Below are 20,325 nucleotides of genomic sequence, written 5' to 3'. Positions count from 1 at the left end.
GCCATGGTTCCGGTCTGTCACCGGAAGGTCATTTCTGGTTACCCTGGAGGCGCCGTCGGGGGACGGCCGCTGACTGGGGAGGCGGCACCATGCAGCGTGCGACGAGAACCCTGGTCACGACCATCCTCGTGGCAGCGCTGCTGGCCGGCTGCGGGTCGACCGGAGGGCTGGACGGCAACCTGGTCGACGACTGGGGCGCGCTGCCGCCGCCCGGGCCCTTCACCCCGGCCGCCGGCGTTTGTCACGAGGCCGACTTCGCCGAAGTGGTGCCGCTCGGGGCGTACGCGCCGGTGGACTGCGCCGCACCGCACCGGGTGGAGACGGTGCACGTCGGCACCCTCCCCGCGGCACGCAACGAGCCGCCGCCCACCGGTTCGGCGGAACTGCGGACCGCCTTCGCCGAGTGCGACAACCGGGCCAACGGCTACGTCGGTGACAACTGGCGGGCCGGGCGGCTCCGGTTGGCGGTAGCGGTGCCGTCCGAGCCGGGCTGGGCGGCCGGCTCACGCTGGTACCGCTGCGACCTGATGGAGGTCAGCACGGTGGAAGCGGGCGCCCGGGTCGTGCTGCGTACCGGGTCGCTGCGGGACGTGCTCAAGACGGCTTCGGCGCTGCGTCTGAGCTGTCAGCAGACGCGTACCGGCCAGGGGGGTGTGGTGCAGACCCTGGTCCCGGTGGCGTGCAGCGAGCGCCATGACGCCGAGTTCGCCGGAGTCTGGTCGGCACCGGATCGCCCGTACCCGACGCGTAGCGCACAGTGGGCGCCCTTCTACGCCGGTTGTCGCTCGATCCTGGCCCGCTTCGCTGGTGTGCCGGATGACAACGCCCTGGTCTTCCGTACCGACGTGGTGGTGCGTCCACCCAGCGCCGGCCGGTGGCGGGTGGGGGACCGGGGGATCCGCTGCTATCTGTGGCTCAGCGACCGTCGGGTGACCGGGACGCTCAAGGGCACCGGTCCCGCTGGACTCCCGGTCCGGACGAAGTAGTCGGAACCACTCGTCGCGCCCCCGCCGCCCGGGGCGAGAGGCATTCGGGTTGACTGTGGGCATGGATCTACCGACCGTCGGCCTGCCGGCGCTGCCGACCCGGCTGGCCGCTCCGGAGCCGGGCTGGGTGGAGACCACCGATGTGATCGTGGTCGGCTCCGGGGTGGCCGGACTGACCGCCGCACTGCATCTGCGCGAGGCGGGCCTGCACGTCACCGTGGTCACCAAGGTCGACATCGACGAGGGATCGACCAGATGGGCGCAGGGCGGTATCGCCGCAGTGCTCGACCCGGCCGACACTCCGGCCATGCACGCCTCCGACACCGAGATCGCCGGCGTGGGCCTCTGCGACCCGGCGGCGGTCCGGGTGCTGGTGGAGGAGGGGCCGACCCGGCTGCGGGAACTGATGCGCCTCGGCGCCGAGTTCGACCGCCACGACGACGGCTCGTTGATGCTGACCCGGGAGGGCGGGCACCGGGCCGACCGCATCGTGCACGCTGGCGGCGACGCGACGGGTGCGGAAGTGCAGCGGGCGCTGCACGACGCGGTTCGGCGCGACCCGTGGATCAGGCTTGTCGAGCACGCCCTGGTGCTGGATCTTCTCCGAGCTCCCGGCGACAGCCCGGGTGGACTCGGCGCAGTGTGTGGAGTCACGCTGCACGTGCTCGGCGAAGGCAGCGAGGACGGCGTCGGTGCTCTGCTGGCTCGGGCGGTCGTACTGGCCACCGGGGGGATGGGGCAGATCTTCGCGGCCACCACCAACCCGGCGGTCTCCACCGGCGACGGGGTCGCTCTGGCCCTGCGGGCCGGTGCGGCGGTCACCGACGTCGAGTTCGTACAGTTCCACCCGACCGCGTTGATCGTGCCTGAGCACTCCCGGATGCCCGGTGCCGGCCACGCCCAGCAGCCGTTGGTTTCCGAGGCGTTGCGGGGCGAGGGCGCGCACCTGGTGGACGCCGACGGCAAGCGCTTCATGCTGGGCCAGCACGAACTGGCCGAGCTGGCACCACGGGACGTGGTCGCCAAAGGCATCCACCGGGTGCTGCTCGCCTCCGGTGACGATCACGTCTACCTCGACGCCCGCCACCTCGGCGGTGACTTCCTGGCCGGACGATTCCCCACCATCGTCGCGTCGTGCCTGGCCATCGGCGTCGACCCGGGAACCGACCTGATCCCGGTGGCGCCGGCCGCGCACTACGCCTCCGGTGGAGTCCGCACCGATCGGCGCGGCCGGACCTCCATTCCCGGCCTGTACGCGTGTGGCGAGGTCGCCTGCACCGGCGTGCACGGCGCCAACCGACTGGCCAGCAACTCCCTGCTGGAGGGGCTGGTCTTCTCCCGACGGATCGCCGACGACATCGCCTCCGGCCTGCCCGAGCAGGCGCGCCCGGCGGACACCGGGGCGTGGCGGGGGGCGGGCGGCTGGGTGCTGCCGGCCACGACGACGCCGGTGTTGCAGCGGGCGATGACCAGGGGCGCCGGGGTGCTCCGCTCGGCCGCGACGCTCGCCATGACCGCCGCTGACCTGATCGAGTTGGGTGTCGCTCGCGGCACACCACGTACCGCCGACTGGGAGGCGACGAACCTGTTGACGGTGGCGGCCACGCTGGTCGCCGCGGCTTACGCCCGCCAGGAGACCCGGGGTTGCCACTGGCGGGAGGACTTCCCGGAGGCCGATGAGCGGTGGCACGGCCACCTGGTCGGTGCCGTCAGCGAACAGGGACAGCTGACCACCCGGTGGGAGGAGACGCGATGACCGACGAGACGGAGCGGATGCTGCGCGCGGCCGGGCTGGACCCGGACCAGGTGCGCCGGATCATTGAGAACGCGCTCGCGGAGGACCTCGGCCCGGACGGGCTGGACGTGACAAGTGCCGCCACCATCCCGGCGACGCAGACGGGCACCGCCGACGTGGTGGCCCGCGCCGACGGCGTGGTGGCCGGACTGGCCGTCGCCGCCGCCGTGTTCGAGCTGGCCGCCGGGGGCAGCGGGATCGGGCGTACCGTCGAGGTTTCGCTGGTGGCGCACGACGGCGAACGGGTGGCCCGAGGGGACGTGCTGGCCACGGTCTACGGTCCCACCCGGGTGCTGCTCACCGCCGAACGGACCGCCCTCAATCTGCTCTGCCGGATGTCCGGGGTGGCCACCCACACCCGGGCCTGGGCGGACGCGCTGGCCGGCAGCAAGGCGATGGTCCTGGACACCCGCAAGACCACGCCGGGGCTGCGTGCCCTGGAGAAGTACGCGGTCCGTGCCGGTGGCGGCACCAACAAGCGGATGGGCCTGCACGACGTCGCCATGGTCAAGGACAACCACAAGTTCGCGGCGGGCGGTGTGGCCGCCGCCTACCGGCGGGTCCGAGAGGCGTTCCCGGAGGTGCCGGTGCAGGTGGAGGTGGACACCCTCGCCGAGGCGGTGGAGGCGGTCGAGGCCGGGGCCAGATTTCTCCTGCTGGACAACATGCCCCCGGCGCTGCTCGCCGAGGTGGTCGCCGCCGTCGGCGACCGGGCCGAGTTGGAGGCGACCGGCGGGCTGACCCTCGCCGACGCGGCGGCGGTGGGCGCGACCGGCGTCGACTTCCTCTCCGTCGGCGCGCTCACGCACTCCTCACCGATCCTGGACATCGCCCTGGACCTGCGTACCGAGTGAACCCGTCTAGGCTGCGTGCGTGCTGCTCTGCATCGACATCGGGAACACCAACACCGTGCTGGCGACCTTCGACGGTGACAAGCTGGTGCACTCCTGGCGGATCAAGACCGACGCCCGTTCGACCGCCGACGAGCTGGGTCTGATGTTCCGGGGGCTGCTTGCCGGCGACGCCGTCGAGATCACCGGCGTGGCCGCCTGCTCGACGGTCCCGGCGGCCCTGCGCTCGCTGCGGACCATGCTGACCCGCTACTACGGGGAGCTGCCCAGCGTCATCGTCGAACCCGGCGTACGCACCGGGGTGCAACTGGCCATCGACAACCCCAAGGAGGTCGGTGCGGACCGGGTGGTCAACACGTTGGCCGCGTACACCCTCTACGGCGGTCCCTCGATCGTCGTCGACTTCGGCACCACCACCAACTTCGACGTGATCAGCGCCCGAGGCGAGTTCCTCGGTGGTGCGTTCGCCCCTGGCATCGAGATCTCCTTCGACGCGCTCGCCGCTCGCGCCGCCCAGCTACGCAAGGTCGAGGCGACCCGGCCCCGCTCGGTCATCGGCAAGAACACCGTCGAGTGCCTCCAGGCGGGCCTCTACTTCGGGTTCGCCGGTCAGGTGGACCGGATCGTCGAGCGGATGGCCGCCGAGATGGGAGAGCTGAAGGCGGTGATCGCTACTGGCGGGCTGGCGGCACTGGTGCTCAACGAGTGCCGGACGATCACGCATCACGAGCCAATGATCACGTTGATCGGGCTGCGCATGGTGTACGAGCGGAACCTCTGAGTTTTGCTCTTCGTGGTGGGGTTTCCGGGCAGCCCGACCGGCTCCGGGCGGTCAGGCTTGATCCCTGCGCCGGTCGGGCTGCCCGGAAACCTCGTGGGGCATTCGCCATCCGTCCGCTGGGGGTGGTCTGTGGTGGTGGGTGGTCGGGGTGACGGGGGCGGCGGAGCCTGCAACGGTGGGCTCGGGTTGGGCGGGGGACTATCCGGTAACGGTCGCTGAGGTGTTTGAGTACGCTCGGGGCCTGACCCCGCCCGAATTCTCCCGCTGAGGAAGCGTGCCGTGACCCAACAGAGCCCCGTGCCAGTCGACCCCGCCGACGACCTTCCCGAGCAGATGAAGGTCCGCCGGGAGAAGCGGGACCGGATGCTCGCCGACGGTGTGCAGCCGTATCCGATCGGCTACCCGCGTACCAGCACCCTGCGGGAACTGCGCGAGCGCTACGCGGATCTGCCCACGGACACCGCCACCGGCGACCGTGCCTCGGTCACCGGCCGGGTGATCTTCGTGCGGAACACCGGCAAGCTCTGTTTCGTCACGCTCCGCGACGGCGACGGCACCGAGCTGCAGGCCATGCTGTCGCTGGACCGGGTCGGCGCGGATCGACTGGAGGACTGGAAGCGCCTGGTGGATCTCGGCGACCACGTCGGGGTCACCGGGGAGGTGATCACCAGCCGTCGGGGCGAGTTGTCGGTGCTGGCCGAGGAGTGGGCGGTCACCGCCAAGGCGTTGCGCCCACTTCCGGTGGCGCACAAGCCGCTCAGCGAGGAGGCCCGGGTCCGGCAGCGCTACGTCGACCTGATCGTCCGTCCGCAGGCGCGGCAGATGGTGCGTACCCGGGCGGCGGCGTTGCGCAGTCTGCGTGATTCGCTGCACGGCGAGGGTTACCTTGAGGTGGAGACCCCGATGTTGCAGTTGCTCCATGGGGGCGCGGCGGCCCGTCCTTTCGTGACCCACAGCAATGCACTCAACACCGATCTGTATCTCCGAATCGCTCCGGAACTGTTTCTGAAGCGCGCCGTCGTCGGTGGCGTCGAGCGGGTCTTCGAGATCAACCGCAACTTCCGTAATGAGGGCATCGACTCTTCGCACTCACCCGAGTTCGCCATGCTGGAGGCGTACGAGGCGTACGGGGACTACAACACGATGGCCGAGTTGACCCGCAATCTCGTCCAGCGGGCGGCGATCGCCGTCTCCGGATCGACGGTGGTCACCCACGCGGACGGACGGGAGTTCGACCTCGGTGGCGAGTGGCGTTCGGTCACGCTCTTCGGCGTGCTTTCCGAGGCGCTCGGAGAGGAGGTCACGGTCCACACCGAGCCCGCTCGGTTGGTCGAGTACGCGGACAAGGTGGGCTTGGCGGTCGACCCCAAGTGGGGGCCGGGCAAGCTGGCGGAGGAACTCTTCGAGGAACTGGTGGTACCCGGTCTGGAGGCACCCACCTTCGTCCGGGACTATCCGGAGGAGACCAGTCCGCTGACCCGGTCCCATCGCAGCGAGCCGGGCCTGGCCGAGAAGTGGGACCTGTACGTGCTCGGCTTCGAGTTGGGCACTGCCTACTCCGAGCTGGTCGACCCGGTGGTGCAGCGGGAACGGCTGGTGGCTCAGGCGCAACTGGCCGCTCGGGGTGACGACGAGGCGATGCGACTGGACGAGGACTTTCTCCGGGCGATGGAGTACGGAATGCCACCTTGCGGTGGCATGGGAATGGGAATCGACCGCCTCCTGATGGCGCTGACCGGCCTGGGAATTCGGGAAACCATCCTCTTCCCGTTGGTCCGCGCGGAGTAGTCGTACGGAAACTTTGCGCCTCGTTACCGCATCCTATTGACGTGACAAGCATCTGACGGGTTATTGTGCTTCTGCAGTTGGCAGGAGCTACCCTGCTCGAAAGGAATGTGGGACGTGGCCAAGCAGATCATTCACAAGCTGGTCGATGACCTGGACGGCGGGGACGCGGACGAGACCGTCAAGTTCGCGCTCGACGGAGTTCAGTACGAGATCGACCTGTCAGGTTCGAACGCAGAGAAATTGCGCGACGTATTCGCCCCGTACATCGCTCACGGCACGAAGGTGGGTCGCGGCGGTGTGGTCGTGGGCGGTCGGGCCGCCCGTGGTCGGGGCGGTGCCACGGCCGACCGTGAGCAGAACAAGGCCATCCGAGCCTGGGCGCGTAAGGCGGGCAAAGACATCTCGGACCGGGGTCGGATTCCCCAGGAGATCGTCGACGAGTACCACTCGAAGGCCGGTCACTGAGACTGGCACGTACGGTCATCGTCATGACGCCGGCCCGGAGACTCTCCGGGCCGGCGTCGTCGTCGCCGGGACTGTTCCGGGGCGTACCGCGCGTTGTCCACAGCCGGTGGATGTGTTGTCCACAGCCTGTGGATGGCGTCCTGGGGGTGCTGATCCCCGGGCCGGGGCGCCCCGTGCGGTGTCCCCGGAGGTCCGACCGCCGGGCCGAATTTCGCTCTGCGCGTACACAGACCATGCCCGGAACACCCGTTGAGCGTGGATGGTTGTGCAAAACGACGCGTACCGGGCCTACGACGCAGACACACGAGGTCAGCCGAGTCGGCTCGCGGCGATAGAGTAATGAGGCGCGGACGCCCGTCCCGGGCGCTCGCGTATCCGGCCCCGCCGAGAATCTTGACCACCAAGATCGAGTGCGCACGGCACGTGAGGAGCACGAGGGCATGTTCGAGCGGTTCACCGACCGAGCGCGACGGGTTGTCGTCCTGGCCCAGGAAGAGGCCCGGATGCTCAACCACAATTACATCGGTACGGAGCACATCCTGTTGGGCCTGATCCACGAGGGCGAGGGCGTCGCGGCCAAGGCCCTGGAGAGCCTCGGGATCTCGTTGGAGGGCGTCCGCCAACAGGTTGAGGAGATCATCGGCCAGGGTCAGCAGGCGCCGAGTGGGCACATCCCGTTCACGCCGCGGGCCAAGAAGGTGCTGGAGCTGTCGCTACGTGAGGCGTTGCAGCTCGGCCACAACTACATCGGCACCGAGCACATCCTGTTGGGTCTGATCCGTGAGGGTGAGGGCGTCGCCGCGCAGGTGCTGGTGAAGCTCGGCGCCGACCTGAACCGGGTCCGTCAGCAGGTGATCCAGCTCCTGTCGGGCTACCAGGGCAAGGAGCCGGCCGCGGCGGGCGCTGCGCCGGGCGAGGCCGCCCCGTCGACCAGCCTGGTGCTGGACCAGTTCGGCCGGAACCTGACCCAGGCGGCCCGTGAGGGCAAGCTCGACCCGGTGATCGGGCGGGAAAAGGAAATCGAGCGGGTGATGCAGGTGCTCTCCCGCCGGACGAAGAACAACCCGGTCCTGATCGGTGAGCCCGGTGTCGGTAAGACCGCCGTGGTGGAGGGCCTCTCCCAGAAGATCATCAAGGGCGAGGTGCCGGAGACGCTGAAGGACAAGCAGCTGTACACGCTTGACCTGGGTGCCCTGGTGGCCGGCTCCCGGTACCGCGGTGACTTCGAGGAGCGCCTGAAGAAGGTGCTCAAGGAGATCCGCACCCGGGGCGACATCATCCTGTTCATCGACGAGATTCACACCCTGGTGGGTGCGGGTGCCGCCGAGGGTGCGATCGACGCGGCGAGCATCCTCAAGCCGATGCTGGCCCGTGGCGAGCTGCAGACCATCGGCGCGACCACGCTGGACGAGTACCGCAAGCACCTGGAGAAGGACGCCGCGCTGGAACGCCGCTTCCAGCCGATCCAGGTGGGTGAGCCCTCGCTGGCCCACACGATCGAGATACTGAAGGGCCTGCGGGACCGGTACGAGGCGCACCACCGGGTGTCGATCACCGACGCCGCGCTGGTCGCCGCCGCCACCCTGGCCGACCGGTACATCTCTGACCGGTTCCTGCCGGACAAGGCGATCGACCTGATCGACGAGGCTGGTGCCCGGATGCGGATCCGCCGGATGACCGCGCCGCCGGACCTGCGCGACTTCGACGAGCGCATCGCCCAGGTGCGCCGCGACAAGGAGTCTGCGATCGACGCGCAGGACTTCGAGCGCGCCGCGCAGTTGCGCGACAAGGAGAAGCAGCTGCTGGGCCAGAAGGCGCAGCGGGAGAAGGAGTGGAAGGCCGGTGACCTGGACGTCGTCAGCGAGGTCGACGACGAGCAGATCGCCGAGGTGCTGGGCAACTGGACGGGCATCCCGGTCTACAAGCTGACCGAGGAGGAGACCTCGCGCCTGCTGCGCATGGAGGACGAGCTGCACAAGCGCGTCATCGGCCAGGAGGACGCGGTCAAGGCGGTGTCGAAGGCGATCCGGCGTACCCGGGCCGGCCTGAAGGACCCCAAGCGTCCGTCCGGCTCGTTCATCTTCGCCGGCCCGTCGGGTGTGGGTAAGACCGAGCTGTCCAAGGCGCTCGCCGAGTTCCTGTTCGGTAGCGAGGACGCCCTCATCCAGCTGGACATGTCCGAGTTCCACGACCGGTACACGGTCTCCCGGCTCGTCGGTGCTCCGCCCGGGTACGTCGGCTACGACGAGGGTGGGCAGCTGACCGAGAAGGTGCGGCGTCGGCCGTTCAGTGTGGTGCTGTTCGACGAGATCGAGAAGGCTCACCCGGACGTCTTCAACACGCTGCTGCAGATTCTGGAGGACGGTCGACTCACCGATGGTCAGGGCCGGATCGTGGACTTCAAGAACACGGTCATCATCCTGACCACGAACCTGGGTACCCGGGACGTGGCCAAGGCGGTCTCGCTGGGCTTCCAGGCCTCGGAGGACTCCGAGTCGAACTACGACCGGATGAAGCAGAAGGTCAACGACGAACTCAAGCAGCACTTCCGGCCTGAGTTCCTCAACCGGATCGACGACACCATCGTCTTCCACCAGCTGCGCCAGAACGAGATCCTGTCGATCGTCGACATCATGATCTCCCGCATCGAAACCCAGCTGCGGAACAAGGACATGGGCCTCGAACTCACCGACAACGCCAAGAAGTACCTGGCGGTGAAGGGCTTCGACCCCGTCCTCGGCGCACGTCCACTACGCCGCACCATCCAACGTGACATCGAGGACAACCTCTCCGAACGCATCCTGTTCAACGAGCTCACCCCGGGCCAGATCATCGTCGTCGATTGCGAAGGCGATCCCAACGACATCGACAAGGCCAAGCTCGTCTTCAAGGGGTCTGACCGGCCGGTGGAGGTGCCGGACGCTGTGCCGGCCGACCTCGGCGGTACGACGGCACCTGCGGGCGCGGACGAGTAGGTAGTCAGCCAAAGCGAGACGGCGGCCCGGTGGCGAATGCCACCGGGCCGCCGCCGTCTGTGGGGTCGTCCGCACTAGCGCCGAGTGCCGCGAGCGTAGGTCTGGTCGGCGTTGCCGGCCGGAGGGCGGTGTGTTTGTGAACGTCGCCACCTGGGTCCCCTGTCCGTTTTGGTGTGGATTGTCGTGACGGCGGTCACGGTTTGCCCGGGCATGGACCGGTCCTGGTGGCCGTTGTACGAGGAGTAACCGCGACGGCCTGTGCTTCCAGCACCCGGAAATGCCGGGCTCGCCGAGGTCGTTGCAGACCCGGGCAGGCGCACCCGCGCCGCCCTCCGACGCGGTATCCGCATCCTCCCTCTCCTGGTGTCGTGTCGATCCCCCGAGACGGAAGGCAACGATCATGACTGGTCCGATCCGCAAGGCTGCCCTGACCGCCGCCGGTGCCGTCTGCGCCGGTGGAATGATCGCCGGCCCGGTGGGCGCGCTGGCCGCTCCGCCGAGTGCCAACCCACTGGGCGCCGTGGCCGAGCGCGGGCACGGCAAGGGCGAGCGACAGCTGAAGGTCCGCTACGAGGCCCAGCCGAACTTCTACTACTGCGGCCCGGCCGCCGTACGTAACACGCTGAGCATTCTGAACAAGGAAGTCTCGCAGGACGACCTGGCCCGGGAGATGGGCACCACCGAGCGAGGCACCGACTCGGCGTACCTGATCACCGAGGCGCTCAACCGGAAGGCCGGCAAGGACGTCTACCGCACGGTGGAGATTCCCGGTCAGAGCGCCGACCGCGCCGAGACCGACCGGCTGCGTGAGGACGTGGTCCGCGCCATCGACCACGGACGGGGTGTGGTGGCCAACGTCGTCGGCACCGCCACTGATCTCGGTGGAGGCAGCCACACCTTCGACGGCGGTCACTACATCGCGGTGACCGGTTACCGCGACGGTGGTGACCAGATGAAGATCGCTGACTCGGCCGACGCCGCGCGGTCCGAGTACTGGATCAGCACCGACGCGTTGGCCGACTGGATCGCCAGCCGCGGCTATTCCGCCTGAGTCGAGGTGATCGCGAGGGCCGGCCCGAGCGGGCCGGCCCTCAACCTGCCACTGGTGCCGGGGGGCCGTCCCCGATCAGTCGGAACGAGGTCTCACCGACCGGCTCGACCAGCCCGTCGGTGACCAGCCCGGCGAGTGCCCGTGCGCGCTGCACGTCGTCCGCCCAGACCTGATCCAGGCGCTGGTGCGGCACTGGTCCGGTGGCCTCCCGGAGCACCCCCAGCAGCAGGCCGCGTACCTGGCGGTCGGTGCCCGCGTACCGCTGAGGCCGGCGGGTCGGACCGGCCGGAGCGGGACGCCCGGAGGCGCGCCAGGCGCAGGTCGACTCGACCGGGCACGCGTCGCAGCGAGGGGACCGGGCGGTGCAGACGACCGCCCCCAGTTCCATGATGGCGGCGCTGGCCAGGGCCGCCGCAGCCGGCTCGGCGGGCAGGAGTTCTTCGGCGGCGACCAGATCGGCGGGCCGGGTGGTCGGGCCGGCGTCCGGTTCACCGGCAACCGCCCGGCAGACCACCCGGCGTACGTTCGTGTCGACCACCGGGTGACGCTGGCCGTACGCGAAGGCGGCCACCGCCCGAGCGGTGTACGTGCCGACGCCGGGCAGCGCGAGCAGGTGCTCCAGCCGGTCCGGCACTGCACCGCCGTGGCGTTCCACGATGGCCGTTGCGCACTCGTGCAGCCGGACCGCGCGGCGCGGATAGCCGAGCCGCCCCCACATCCGGATCGCCTCGGCCGGGCTGGACCCGGCCAGGGCGGCCGGTGTCGGCCAGCGCTCCAGCCACGCCTGCCAGGCGGGCACCACCCGGACGACCGGGGTCTGTTGAAGCATGACCTCGCTGACCAGGATCGCCCATGGGCTCACCTCGGGCCGGCGCCACGGCAGGTCCCGCGCGTGCTGCTCGTACCACCGGCTCACCCGGCCGGCGAAAGAGGTTTCTGTCATCGCGTCGCCGATGATGTCACGCACGCAGATCCCGCCGGTTGGACGGTGGGGTGGGCCGACACCGACAGCCTGTGACGATCGGGCAGAATGCCCGGATGAACGAGCTTGCGATCACCGTCATCGGCCGGGACCGGCCCGGCATCGTGGCTGACGTCGCCGAGGTGCTCGCCCGGCTCGGAGCCAACCTGACCGACAGCACCATGACCCGCCTGCGGGGGCACTTCGCGATGACCCTGATCTGCGTCGGCCCGGCCGCCGCCGAGGTCGAGACCGCGCTGGCGCCGCTGGCCGCCGACGGTCAACTGCTGGCCACCGTACGCGCGGTGACACCCGACGGCGGGACGACAACGACCGGTGAACCGTACGTGATGGCGGTCCACGGTGCCGACCGGATGGGCATCGTGGCCGCGATGACCCGGGTGGTGGCTGATGCCGGCGGCAACGTCACCGACCTGAGCACCCGCCTGGCGGGGGCGTTCTACGTGGTGGTCGCCGAGGTGGAACTGCCCACGGGTACCGCCGACACGCTCGCCGGGCGGCTGACCGAGGCCGCCGCCGGGCTCGGTGTCGAGGTGACCCTGCGGCCTGCCGTACCGGACCTGCTGTGAGCGGCGCACCGGACGGACCGCACCTGGAAGCGTGTTCCGAGGGGTACGTGGGTCTCGGTGACTGGGTGCCAGGGGCGCTCGGCGACGGTCGGGTCGTCCCGGTGGTCGCCGCCCCGGACCCGGTGCTCAGCCGGCCGGGAAGCGAGGTCGACCCGACCGCCGAGGAGACCGTGCGACTCGCCGCCGACCTGGTCGCCACCATGCGGGTGTCGCCCGGCTGCGTGGGCCTGGCTGCCCCACAGGTCGGGGTGAGCGCACAGGTCTTCGCGGTCGACGTCACCGGGCACCCCAAGACGGTCACCGGGCACGGTGCCTTCGTGCTCTGCAACGCTCGGGTGATCGAGGCGACGAGGTGGAAGGCGGGCCGGGAAGGGTGCATGTCGGTACCGGACCTGACCGGTGACGTGAAGCGCGCGAGCCGGCTCGTGGTGGAGGGTGCGCTGCCTGGCAGTGGCGAAACCGTACGCCTGGTGACGGACGGCTTCGAGGCGCGGGCCCTGCAACACGAGATCGACCATTGCTCCGGCCTGCTGTTCCTGGATCGGGTGGCCGGTGCACACGCGATCTACCAGCGAAAGGTCTACCTCTGAGCCGGCGCGGACAGTTGCGTTGAGTGACCGTCGTCGAGGCGAACCGTCGTGAGTGGAGGGTCGGATCGGATGGGTCGGGTGTGCCACGGCGCGTCGCTGCGGCCCGCCGGACCTGCCGCCGCTACGGTGGAGACATCATGCGTCTGACGGTCGGCCCCCTGCCTCCCACCGTGTACTGGCGGCGTCGCGCCGTTGTGCTCGGTGCGGTGCTGCTCTTCCTGATTGTCCTGCTCTACTCGTGTAACGGGCCCAATGGGGGCAACGACGCGACCGGTGACGGCCAGCCCGATCCGGGCGTAGCGACCGGCACGCCGGATCCAACGGGCTCGGTGCTCACCCCGCAGACCGGTTCACCGCCGTCCGGTGATGCCGGCGCCGATCCTTCCACCCCCGGGGACGAGGTCGATTCGTCCACTCCGGCCGGCGGGCCGAGCCTCAGCAACGATCCGCCTGCGGTCAACCCGGTCGTGGACGAGGGAAACTGCGCCGACGCCGAACTCTCGGTGACCGCCGTGGCGTTGCCTGCGCAGGCCGCCTCGGGGGCCACCGTCGACCTGAACCTGAAGGTCCGTAACAGGTCGGACCGGACGTGCAGCCGAGACGTCGGTGCCACCGCTCAGGAGTTGTACATCAAGGCGGGTGCGGAGGTGGTCTGGTCCTCGGACACCTGCGGCACGGCCGCCGGCTCGGACGTGCAGTCCTTCACTCCCGGCTTCGAACGCTCCTACCAGGTCAACTGGAACGGCAGGGACAGCAGCCGGTGCGCCAACGGCGTGGCGAACGGACCCGTTGTGCCCGCCGGAACGTACGAGGTGTTCGCCCGAGTGGGCACCAAGCTGAGTCAGCCCGCGAAGCTGGTCCTCAGGTGATCGACGCCTCGCTTCGTCCCGGGTTCCGCAGAGCCGCTCAGACGTAACGTTCCAGGATGGACGCCTCGGCCAGCCGGGACAGCCCTTCACGTACGCCCCGGGCCCGGGCATCGCCGACGCCCTCGACCGCCTGAAGATCCTCCACCGTGGCCCCGAGCAGCCGTTGCAGGCTGCCGAAGTGCACCACCAGTCGGTCGACCACGGCCGCCGGAAGTCGAGGCACCTTGGCCAGCAGCCGGAACCCACGAGGGCTGACCGCCGCGTCCAGCGCGTCCGAGGCGGCCGGGTAGCCGATGGCCTTGGCTACCGAGACCAGATCGATCAGCTCGGTGGCGCTGAGCAGGTCCAACTCGACAAGCGCCTCGTCGAGAGTCCGGGACTTGCGACCGACGGGGAGATAGTCCCGAATGACCAGGGTGCGATCGGCGTCGACGCCGGCCATCAACTCGTCCAGTTGCAGGGCGAGCAACCGCCCGTCGGTGCCCAACTCCACCACGTAACCGGCGATCTCGTCGGCGATCCGGCGGACCATCTCCAGTCGCTGTACCACAGCCACCGCGTCTCGTACGGTGACCAGATCCTCGATCTCCAGGGCGGAGAGGGTGCCGGACACCTCGTCCAGACGGAGCTTGTAACGCTCCAGCGTGGCCAGCGCCTGATTGGCTCGGGAGAGGATGGCCGCCGAGTCGTCCAGCACGTGCCGCTGGCCGTTGACGTAGAGGCTGATGATGCGCATTGACTGGCTGACCGAAATGACCGGGTAGCCGGTCTGCCGGGCGACCCGCTCAGCGGTGCGGTGCCGGGTGCCGGACTCCTCGGTCGGGATGGTCGGGTCGGGCATCAGGTGAACCGCCGCGCGAACGATCCGGGTGCCGTCGCTGGAAAGCACGACCGCGCCGTCCATCTTGCACAGCTCGCGGACCCGGGTGGCGGAGAACTCGACGTCCAACGGAAAGCCACCCGTGCAGAGGCCCTCGACCACCTTGTCGTAGCCGAGGACGATCAACGCACCCGTCCGACCCCGCAGGATCCGCTCCAACCCGTCCCGCAGCGCGGTGCCCGGTGCCATCAGGGCCAGGTTGGCGCGCAGCGGGTCGCCGACCACGCCGCCTCCGGTCACGCTCACGCTGATCGGTCGGGCCGGCGATCCCACGGCACCGGTGCGGGCGTGGGGTGTCGCGCCGGCAGGCTTGGTGGTTTCGCGGTCGATCGGCACGCGCACAGTCTACGGACTGCCCTGCGGTGGGTGCTCTCGCGGTTACTGTGATGTGTCACGATTCCGCCCGGCCTGCCCGACCCGCCCGGTGGACGGCTCACTCCGCCGACGCCCGCGCCGCGGCCTGCAACGCCGAACGAACGTCGGTGACCTCGATCACGTGCATCTGCTCCGGGCCGGCACCGGTGCTGGTCGGCCCGCAGCCGGGCGGCACGAGGGCGAGCCGGAAGCCGAGTCGGGCCGCCTCGGCCAGCCGGCGCGGCACCGCGCCCACCCGGCGTACCTCACCGGTGAGGCCGACCTCACCGATCGCCACCAGGTGCGGCGCGATTGCCAGGTTGAGCCCTCCGGAGGCGACGGCGAGGGCGACCGCGAGGTCGGCTGCCGGCTCCACCACGCGAATGCCCCCCACCGTGGCCGCGAAGACCTCCCGGTCGTGCAGGGTGAGCCGTTCGGTGCGGCGTTGCAGCACCGCCAGCACCATCGCCAGCCGGGCGGAGTCGAGCCCGGAGACGGTACGCCGGGGCGAGCCGGCCACCGTGGCGCCGATCAGTGCCTGGACCTCGGTGAGCAGTGCCCGACGCCCCTCCATCGCCACCGTCACGCAGGTGCCGGGGACCGGCTCCGAGTAGCGGGTGAGGAACAGCCCGGAGGGGTCGGCGAGGCTGCTGATGCCGCCCTCGTGCATCTCGAAGCAGCCGACCTCGTCGGCGGCGCCGAACCGGTTCTTGACGCCACGCACCATCCGCAGCGACGAGTGTTTGTCGCCTTCGAAGTGCAGTACCACGTCGACCAGATGCTCGAGCACCCGTGGACCGGCGACCTGGCCGTCCTTGGTGACGTGGCCGACCAGCACGGTGGCGATCCCGCGCTCCTTGGCAACGGCGACGAGGGCAGCGGTGACCGCCCGGACCTGGGTCACTCCACCGGGCACGCCCTCGGTGCCGGAGGTGGAGATGGTCTGCACCGAGTCGAGAACGAGCAGGCCGGGCTTGACCGCGTCGAGATGACCGAGCACCGCCGCGAGGTCGCTCTCGGCGGCCAGGAAGAGCTGATCGTGCAGGGTGCCCATGCGTTCCGCCCGCAGTCGCACCTGGCTGACCGACTCCTCACCGCTGACCACCAGCGACGGGCTCCCCGCCCCGGCGGCCCACTGCTGGGCGACGTCGAGCAGCAGGGTGGACTTGCCCACGCCCGGCTCCCCGGCGAGCAGCACCACGGCACCGGGGACCAGGCCGCCGCCGAGGACGCGGTCCAGCTCGCCGACCCCGGTGGGTCGGGCCCGGGCCGGTGCGGCGCTGATGGTGGCGATGGGCCGGGCCGGTTCGGCGGGCATCCGGGAGCTCACCACCCGGCCGGAGACGGTCGGGCCGGTGATCGTGCACTCGATCACGGAGCCCCACTCGGCGCACTCGGGGCAGCGTCCCACCCACTTCGGTGGTTGGTGTCCGCAGGCGTCGCACTCGTAAGCGGGTCGCGGCTCGCGACCGCCGGCCCGGCTTCGCGAGCCGGTGCTGGCCCGGGACGGGGTCGATCGGGAGATGCTCACCTGACCGACGCTAACCCCCGGGTACGACGATGGCGCCGTCGGCATGGCTGCACCACGCCGACGGCGCCATCGAAAACCACCTGGACCGGCACGGCCGCGGTGCGCGCTGCCGGTCGGCGGACGGACTCAGTGGCCGCCTTCACCCTCGTACTCGGTGTGCCGCTCGATGATCGGCGACGGCTGCGGCGCGGGGGTGAGGGGCACGGCGATCGGTGCGGGGCTGGTGATCGTCTCGCCACCGAATTCGAAGGTCAGCGTGACGTTCTGGCCGGCGAGCCGGGCCTCGTTCAGCCCGAGGAGTTGCAGCACCTGCTCACCCTCGGTGTTCAGCTGCACGTAGCTCAGCGGCGGCACCTCGACCCGGGCCGGACCGGCCGTGGGGGATTCACTCGGGCTGGGCGACGGGGAGTCGTCCGGGGAAGGGGAGTCGCCCGGGGAGGGGGAACTCTCGGGGGACTGCTCCGGTGAGGGGGAGTCGGTCGGCGACGGCGACCCGGTGGGCGACGGGCTGGTCGCCGCGGCGACGGTGGTGAGGACCACCTCGCGGGCGTCCGGCGAGCTGATGGTCACCGTGACCGGATCGGGTGAGTCGTTGTAGAGGACGACGTTGAGCAGCGCGTTGTCGCCGGCCTGGTAGCCCTCGACACCGGGATAGGCGATCAGGGCGCCGCGTACGGCGTACTTCCCGTCACCGGCCTGAAGGTTGGCGCCCTGGACCGACGGCACCTTGTTGGCCGTCTCGGAGATCTGGCCGGCGCCGCATCCGGACAGCAGCAGCCCGGCTGCCGCCGCGATCCCGGGCAGCAGCACGGCAGCCCGCCGGGAACCCCTGATCGAGCGCCTCACGTCGGTCCTCCTCGTCACGATCACACCTGGCTTGTCCGCCGGAACCGCTGGCCATGCCCGCGCAGACCGGGCTCCAGGGTAGTTGGAGCTGATCGCGGCCCGCACGCCGACCCGGTCTGGCCACCTGCGGGGGTGAGCCTCAGACCAGCCGGCCGTTCGTGACCAGCAGGACGACGTCGATCAGGGCGACCAGCAGCACCGCCCGGAAGGCGGCCACCGGCCGGGCTCCGGGGCGATCGCCGGACCTGCCCAGGTACCACGCCAGGATGAAGATCATGACGGCGGCGACGACCGCCGCGAGGCCCACGCCGGTCGGTGGTCCGGGCGGGCCGAGCACCAGTGTGACGGTGGCCGCGATCAGCAGTCCGACGGCGGCGGCCCGGCTGCCCGCCGGGCCGAGCCGGTGCGGCAGTCCCCGGATCCCGGTCCGGGCGTCGTCGGCGAAGTCGGGCAGGACGTTGGCGAAATGTGCGCCTGCACCGAGCAGCGCCGCCGCTGCCACCAGCCAGATCGGGGGCGGCGGGGCGCCGGGCAGGGCCAGCACCACGAAGGCGGGCAGCGCGCCGAAGGAGATCGTGTACGGCAGCACCGAGAGCGGGGTGGACTTCAGCGGCCAGTCGTAGAGCAGCGCCGACACCAGGGCGACGGTGGCGCAGAGTGCCGCCGCCGGGTTGGTGGTCAGGGCCAGCCCCACGGTCGCGGTGGCTGCCATGGCGGCGGCCACCGCGACGGTACGCCGGCCGAGCGCACCGGAGGCCAGTGGCTTGTCGGTACGCCCGACCGTGGCGTCGCGATCCGCGTCGAGCAGGTCGTTGGTCCACCCCACCGCGAACTGGCTGGCGGCCACGGTGAGCACCACCGCGACCACGCCGCCGGGCGGATGCCCGACACCGACAGCGAGCAGACCGGCCACTGTGGTGACCGCTGCGGTCGGTTCCGGATGGCTCGCTCTGACCAGCCCTAACACCGTCGACGACATAACGGAAGTCTGGTCGTTACCGGCTAGTCGTGCCACGCTCGTTGCCATGCGTGACGCTGGCCTCGTACTGCCCCGCAACGATCCGCGCCAGTACGACGACCTGGCGGACGAATGGTGGCGGCCGGATGGTGTGTTCGCCATGCTGCACTGGCTGGCCCAGGCTCGGGCCGCGCTGGTGCCCCCGGCGGCACGGCCCGGCGCGCTCCTGGTCGACCTGGGCTGCGGGGCCGGGCTGCTCGCCCCGCACCTGGCCGGCAAGGGTTACCGACACGTGGGGGTCGACCTCACCCGCTCCGCGTTGGTGCAGGCTGCGGCGCACGGCGTGACCGCGGTCAACGGTGACGCCACGGCGGTGCCGCTGGTGGACGGCTGCGCCGACGTGGTCGCCGCCGGCGAGCTGCTGGAACACGTCCCGGACTGGCGTGCGGCGGTGGCCGAGGCGTGCCGCCTGCTGCGGCCCGGTGGCCTGCTGGTGTTGGACACCCTCAACGACACCGCGCTGGCCCGGTTGGTCGCTGTCCGGATCGCCGAGCGGTTACCGACCGTGCCACGCGGCATCCACGATCCTCGGTTGTTCGTGGACGATCGCGAGCTGGTCGCCGAATGCGCTCGCCACGGCGTTGACCTGCGAGTGCGTGGTGTTCGGCCAGGCGTACCGGGGCTGTTGCGGTGGCTGCTCCGGCAGGCGCGGGGTGCCGCCACGCCTGCCGGCCAGGCACCCCGCATCGTGCCGACCGGGTCGCGGGCGGTGCTCTACCAGGGCCACGGGGTACGCGGCGGATAGCTGATCCGGGTGAGGGTATGGGAATGGCCGATGAGGGGGTTCATCCATGACCGAGCGCAGTGGAGGGCCGGCGACCGCCCGGCGGCTGGCGCCCCGGCTGGCGGCGCGGGCCGCCGGGCACGACCGGGACGGCTCCTTTCCCGTCGACGACTTCACCGACCTGCGTGAGGCGGGACTGTTCGGGCTGATGGTTCCCACCGAGCTGGGTGGTGCCGGCGCCGCCTTCGCGGATTACGCCGCGGTGGCCACCGAATTGGCGCGGGGCAACGGCGCCACCGCGTTGGTGTTCAACATGCACGCTTCGGTCACTGGGGCGCTCGGCGCGGTCACCGAGGAGTTGGCCGAGGCGCTCGGCGTACCGGCGGAGGCGCTGGCCGCCCGGGACCGCCTGTTGCGTGCGGCGGCCGACGGGGCGTGGTACGCGGTCGCGATGAGCGAGCGGGGCGCGGGTGCCCGGCTGTCGCAGCTCGCCACGGTCTACGAGCCGGTCGACGGAGGCTGGCGGATCAAGGGCAGCAAGACCTTCTGCTCCGGCGCCGGTCACGCCGACGGCTACCTGGTGGCTGCCCGCAGCGCCGCAGATCCGTCGGTGGTCTCGCAGTTCCTGGTCCCGGCCGGCGACGGGCTCACCGTCGAGCCGACCTGGGACGCCCTCGGTATGCGCGCCACCGCCTCGCACGATCTGCACCTGGACGTCACCGTCGAGGCCGATCGGCTGCTCGGTGGGGTCGAAGGGCTGGCCCTGGTGGTGGCGCAGCTCATGCCGCACTGGCTGGTGGCCAGCTACGCGGCGGTCTACGTGGGGGTGGCCCGTTCGGCGATCGACGCGGCCGTGGAGCATCTGAACGCCCGCAACCTCGCTGGGCTGCCGGCGGTACGCGCCCGACTGGGGCGTGCGGACGCCGCCGTGGCAGCGGCGCAGCTGGTGGTCGCCGAGGCGGCCCGGCGGGTGGACGAGGCACCGGGCGACGAGGAGACCAACCGGTGGGTGTGGCGGGCGAAGCTGCTCGCCGGTACCACCGCGGCGGACGTCGCGGCGTCCATGCTGGAGGCGGCCGGCACCTCCGCCACCCGGCGGGGCCACCCACTGGAACGGCTCTACCGCGACGCCCGATGCGGGTCGCTGCACCCGGCCACCTCAGACGTCTGTGCCGACTGGCTCGGCATCGCCACACTCGGTGGTGACCCGGACCGTGACGGATCGACTCCTCGTTGGTGAGCGTGAGGAACGAGATTACGAAACCGGCGT

At 70.7% G+C, this 20,325-nt stretch carries 18 protein-coding genes; 13 read left to right on the top strand and 5 right to left on the bottom strand.

Features of this window, described 5'->3' with window-relative positions:
- The first annotated feature begins 89 nt into the window (after positions 1-89).
- The 8 genes from Vlu01_RS12175 (at position 90) to Vlu01_RS12140 (ending at position 10,692) form a co-directional block, all read left to right on the top strand.
- The gene (locus Vlu01_RS12175; RefSeq protein ID WP_203997850.1) at positions 90-986 is read left to right on the top strand and encodes a septum formation family protein; all 897 of its coding nucleotides are present in this window, start codon (positions 90-92) and stop codon (positions 984-986) included.
- Between the two features lie 61 nt (positions 987-1,047).
- Entirely contained in the window at positions 1,048-2,742 is a 1,695-nt protein-coding gene (locus Vlu01_RS12170; protein WP_203997848.1) for an L-aspartate oxidase, read from the top strand.
- On the top strand, positions 2,739-3,635 hold the full coding sequence (nadC, locus tag Vlu01_RS12165) for a carboxylating nicotinate-nucleotide diphosphorylase (protein ID WP_203997845.1): 897 nt from the start codon (positions 2,739-2,741) through the stop codon (positions 3,633-3,635). The genes Vlu01_RS12170 and nadC overlap by 4 nt, the downstream gene beginning before the upstream one ends.
- Positions 3,636-3,654: 19 nt before the next feature.
- Positions 3,655-4,413, top strand: a complete 759-nt coding sequence (locus Vlu01_RS12160; protein WP_203997842.1) for a type III pantothenate kinase — start codon at positions 3,655-3,657, stop codon at positions 4,411-4,413.
- Between the two features lie 279 nt (positions 4,414-4,692).
- Complete coding sequence (gene lysS / locus Vlu01_RS12155) at positions 4,693-6,201, top strand: lysine--tRNA ligase (RefSeq protein WP_203997839.1); 1,509 nt, start codon at positions 4,693-4,695, stop codon at positions 6,199-6,201.
- Positions 6,202-6,315: 114 nt separating this feature from the next.
- A complete protein-coding gene (locus tag Vlu01_RS12150) occupies positions 6,316-6,666 on the top strand; it encodes a histone-like nucleoid-structuring protein Lsr2 (protein WP_308440940.1) in 351 nt (116 codons plus the stop codon).
- Positions 6,667-7,106: 440 nt separating this feature from the next.
- On the top strand, positions 7,107-9,641 hold the full coding sequence (locus Vlu01_RS12145; RefSeq protein ID WP_203998258.1) for an ATP-dependent Clp protease ATP-binding subunit: 2,535 nt from the start codon (positions 7,107-7,109) through the stop codon (positions 9,639-9,641).
- A 397-nt stretch (positions 9,642-10,038) separates the two neighbouring features.
- Positions 10,039-10,692 (top strand): C39 family peptidase, encoded by a 654-nt coding sequence (locus tag Vlu01_RS12140; protein WP_203998254.1) that lies wholly within the window; start codon positions 10,039-10,041, stop codon positions 10,690-10,692.
- 40 nt (positions 10,693-10,732) lie between these two features.
- Here Vlu01_RS12140 and Vlu01_RS12135 read toward each other — a convergent pair whose 3' ends face one another.
- The gene (locus Vlu01_RS12135; RefSeq protein ID WP_203997836.1) at positions 10,733-11,635 is read right to left on the bottom strand and encodes an iron-sulfur binding domain-containing protein; all 903 of its coding nucleotides are present in this window, start codon (positions 11,633-11,635) and stop codon (positions 10,733-10,735) included.
- 95 nt (positions 11,636-11,730) lie between these two features.
- Here Vlu01_RS12135 and Vlu01_RS12130 point away from each other — a divergent pair, with 95 nt between their 5' ends.
- The 3 genes from Vlu01_RS12130 (at position 11,731) to Vlu01_RS12120 (ending at position 13,702) form a co-directional block, all read left to right on the top strand.
- Positions 11,731-12,243 (top strand): glycine cleavage system transcriptional repressor, encoded by a 513-nt coding sequence (locus Vlu01_RS12130; protein ID WP_203997833.1) that lies wholly within the window; start codon positions 11,731-11,733, stop codon positions 12,241-12,243.
- Positions 12,240-12,833, top strand: a complete 594-nt coding sequence (locus Vlu01_RS12125) for a peptide deformylase (protein WP_373307361.1) — start codon at positions 12,240-12,242, stop codon at positions 12,831-12,833. Before Vlu01_RS12130 ends, Vlu01_RS12125 begins: the two co-directional genes overlap by 4 nt.
- Before the next feature lie 137 nt (positions 12,834-12,970).
- Complete coding sequence (locus Vlu01_RS12120) at positions 12,971-13,702, top strand: hypothetical protein (RefSeq protein WP_203997830.1); 732 nt, start codon at positions 12,971-12,973, stop codon at positions 13,700-13,702.
- Between the two features lie 37 nt (positions 13,703-13,739).
- On the opposite strand, the gene disA is transcribed toward Vlu01_RS12120, so the two are convergent.
- The 4 genes from disA to Vlu01_RS12100 all read right to left on the bottom strand — a co-directional run bounded on the left by disA (position 13,740) and on the right by Vlu01_RS12100 (position 18,340).
- A complete protein-coding gene (gene disA / locus Vlu01_RS12115; protein ID WP_203997827.1) occupies positions 13,740-14,918 on the bottom strand; it encodes a DNA integrity scanning diadenylate cyclase DisA in 1,179 nt (392 codons plus the stop codon).
- 97 nt (positions 14,919-15,015) lie between these two features.
- Positions 15,016-16,512, bottom strand: coding sequence for a DNA repair protein RadA (gene radA, locus Vlu01_RS12110; RefSeq protein WP_373307360.1), 1,497 nt, complete (start codon positions 16,510-16,512; stop codon positions 15,016-15,018).
- Between the two features lie 81 nt (positions 16,513-16,593).
- Positions 16,594-17,313, bottom strand: coding sequence for a hypothetical protein (locus Vlu01_RS12105; RefSeq protein ID WP_203997824.1), 720 nt, complete (start codon positions 17,311-17,313; stop codon positions 16,594-16,596).
- Positions 17,314-17,452: 139 nt separating this feature from the next.
- Positions 17,453-18,340 carry a UbiA family prenyltransferase gene (locus Vlu01_RS12100; protein WP_203997822.1) on the bottom strand — a complete coding sequence of 296 codons (888 nt, stop codon included), beginning with the start codon at positions 18,338-18,340 and terminating at the stop codon, positions 17,453-17,455.
- Here Vlu01_RS12100 and Vlu01_RS12095 point away from each other — a divergent pair.
- Both Vlu01_RS12095 and Vlu01_RS12090 read left to right on the top strand, forming a co-directional pair.
- Positions 18,339-19,076 (top strand): methyltransferase domain-containing protein, encoded by a 738-nt coding sequence (locus Vlu01_RS12095; RefSeq protein WP_203997819.1) that lies wholly within the window; start codon positions 18,339-18,341, stop codon positions 19,074-19,076. The two genes, Vlu01_RS12100 and Vlu01_RS12095, sit on opposite strands and share 2 nt — an antisense overlap.
- Before the next feature lie 46 nt (positions 19,077-19,122).
- On the top strand, positions 19,123-20,295 hold the full coding sequence (locus tag Vlu01_RS12090) for an acyl-CoA dehydrogenase family protein (protein ID WP_203997815.1): 1,173 nt from the start codon (positions 19,123-19,125) through the stop codon (positions 20,293-20,295).
- Positions 20,296-20,325 lie beyond the last annotated feature (30 nt).

The sequence above is a fragment of the Micromonospora lutea genome (genome assembly GCF_016863535.1).
In the GTDB taxonomy this organism is placed as follows: domain Bacteria; phylum Actinomycetota; class Actinomycetes; order Mycobacteriales; family Micromonosporaceae; genus Micromonospora; species Micromonospora lutea.
This window is presented reverse-complemented; position numbering and strand designations above follow the sequence as displayed.

Bases quoted from the DNA above. Each gene is read 5' to 3' on its own strand.
- nadC (WP_203997845.1), top strand. From the start codon at position 2,739: ATGACCGACGAGACGGAGCGGATGCTGCGCGCGGCCGGGCTGGACCCG.
- Vlu01_RS12135 (WP_203997836.1), bottom strand. From the start codon at position 11,635: ATGACAGAAACCTCTTTCGCCGGCCGGGTGAGCCGGTGGTACGAGCAG.
- Vlu01_RS12120 (WP_203997830.1), top strand. From the start codon at position 12,971: ATGCGTCTGACGGTCGGCCCCCTGCCTCCCACCGTGTACTGGCGGCGT.
- Vlu01_RS12175 (WP_203997850.1), top strand. From the start codon at position 90: ATGCAGCGTGCGACGAGAACCCTGGTCACGACCATCCTCGTGGCAGCG.
- Vlu01_RS12090 (WP_203997815.1), top strand. From the start codon at position 19,123: ATGACCGAGCGCAGTGGAGGGCCGGCGACCGCCCGGCGGCTGGCGCCC.
- Vlu01_RS12145 (WP_203998258.1), top strand. From the start codon at position 7,107: ATGTTCGAGCGGTTCACCGACCGAGCGCGACGGGTTGTCGTCCTGGCC.
- radA (WP_373307360.1), bottom strand. From the start codon at position 16,512: ATGCCGACGGCGCCATCGTCGTACCCGGGGGTTAGCGTCGGTCAGGTG.
- Vlu01_RS12095 (WP_203997819.1), top strand. From the start codon at position 18,339: ATGCGTGACGCTGGCCTCGTACTGCCCCGCAACGATCCGCGCCAGTAC.
- Vlu01_RS12100 (WP_203997822.1), bottom strand. From the start codon at position 18,340: ATGGCAACGAGCGTGGCACGACTAGCCGGTAACGACCAGACTTCCGTT.
- Vlu01_RS12130 (WP_203997833.1), top strand. From the start codon at position 11,731: ATGAACGAGCTTGCGATCACCGTCATCGGCCGGGACCGGCCCGGCATC.
- Vlu01_RS12170 (WP_203997848.1), top strand. From the start codon at position 1,048: ATGGATCTACCGACCGTCGGCCTGCCGGCGCTGCCGACCCGGCTGGCC.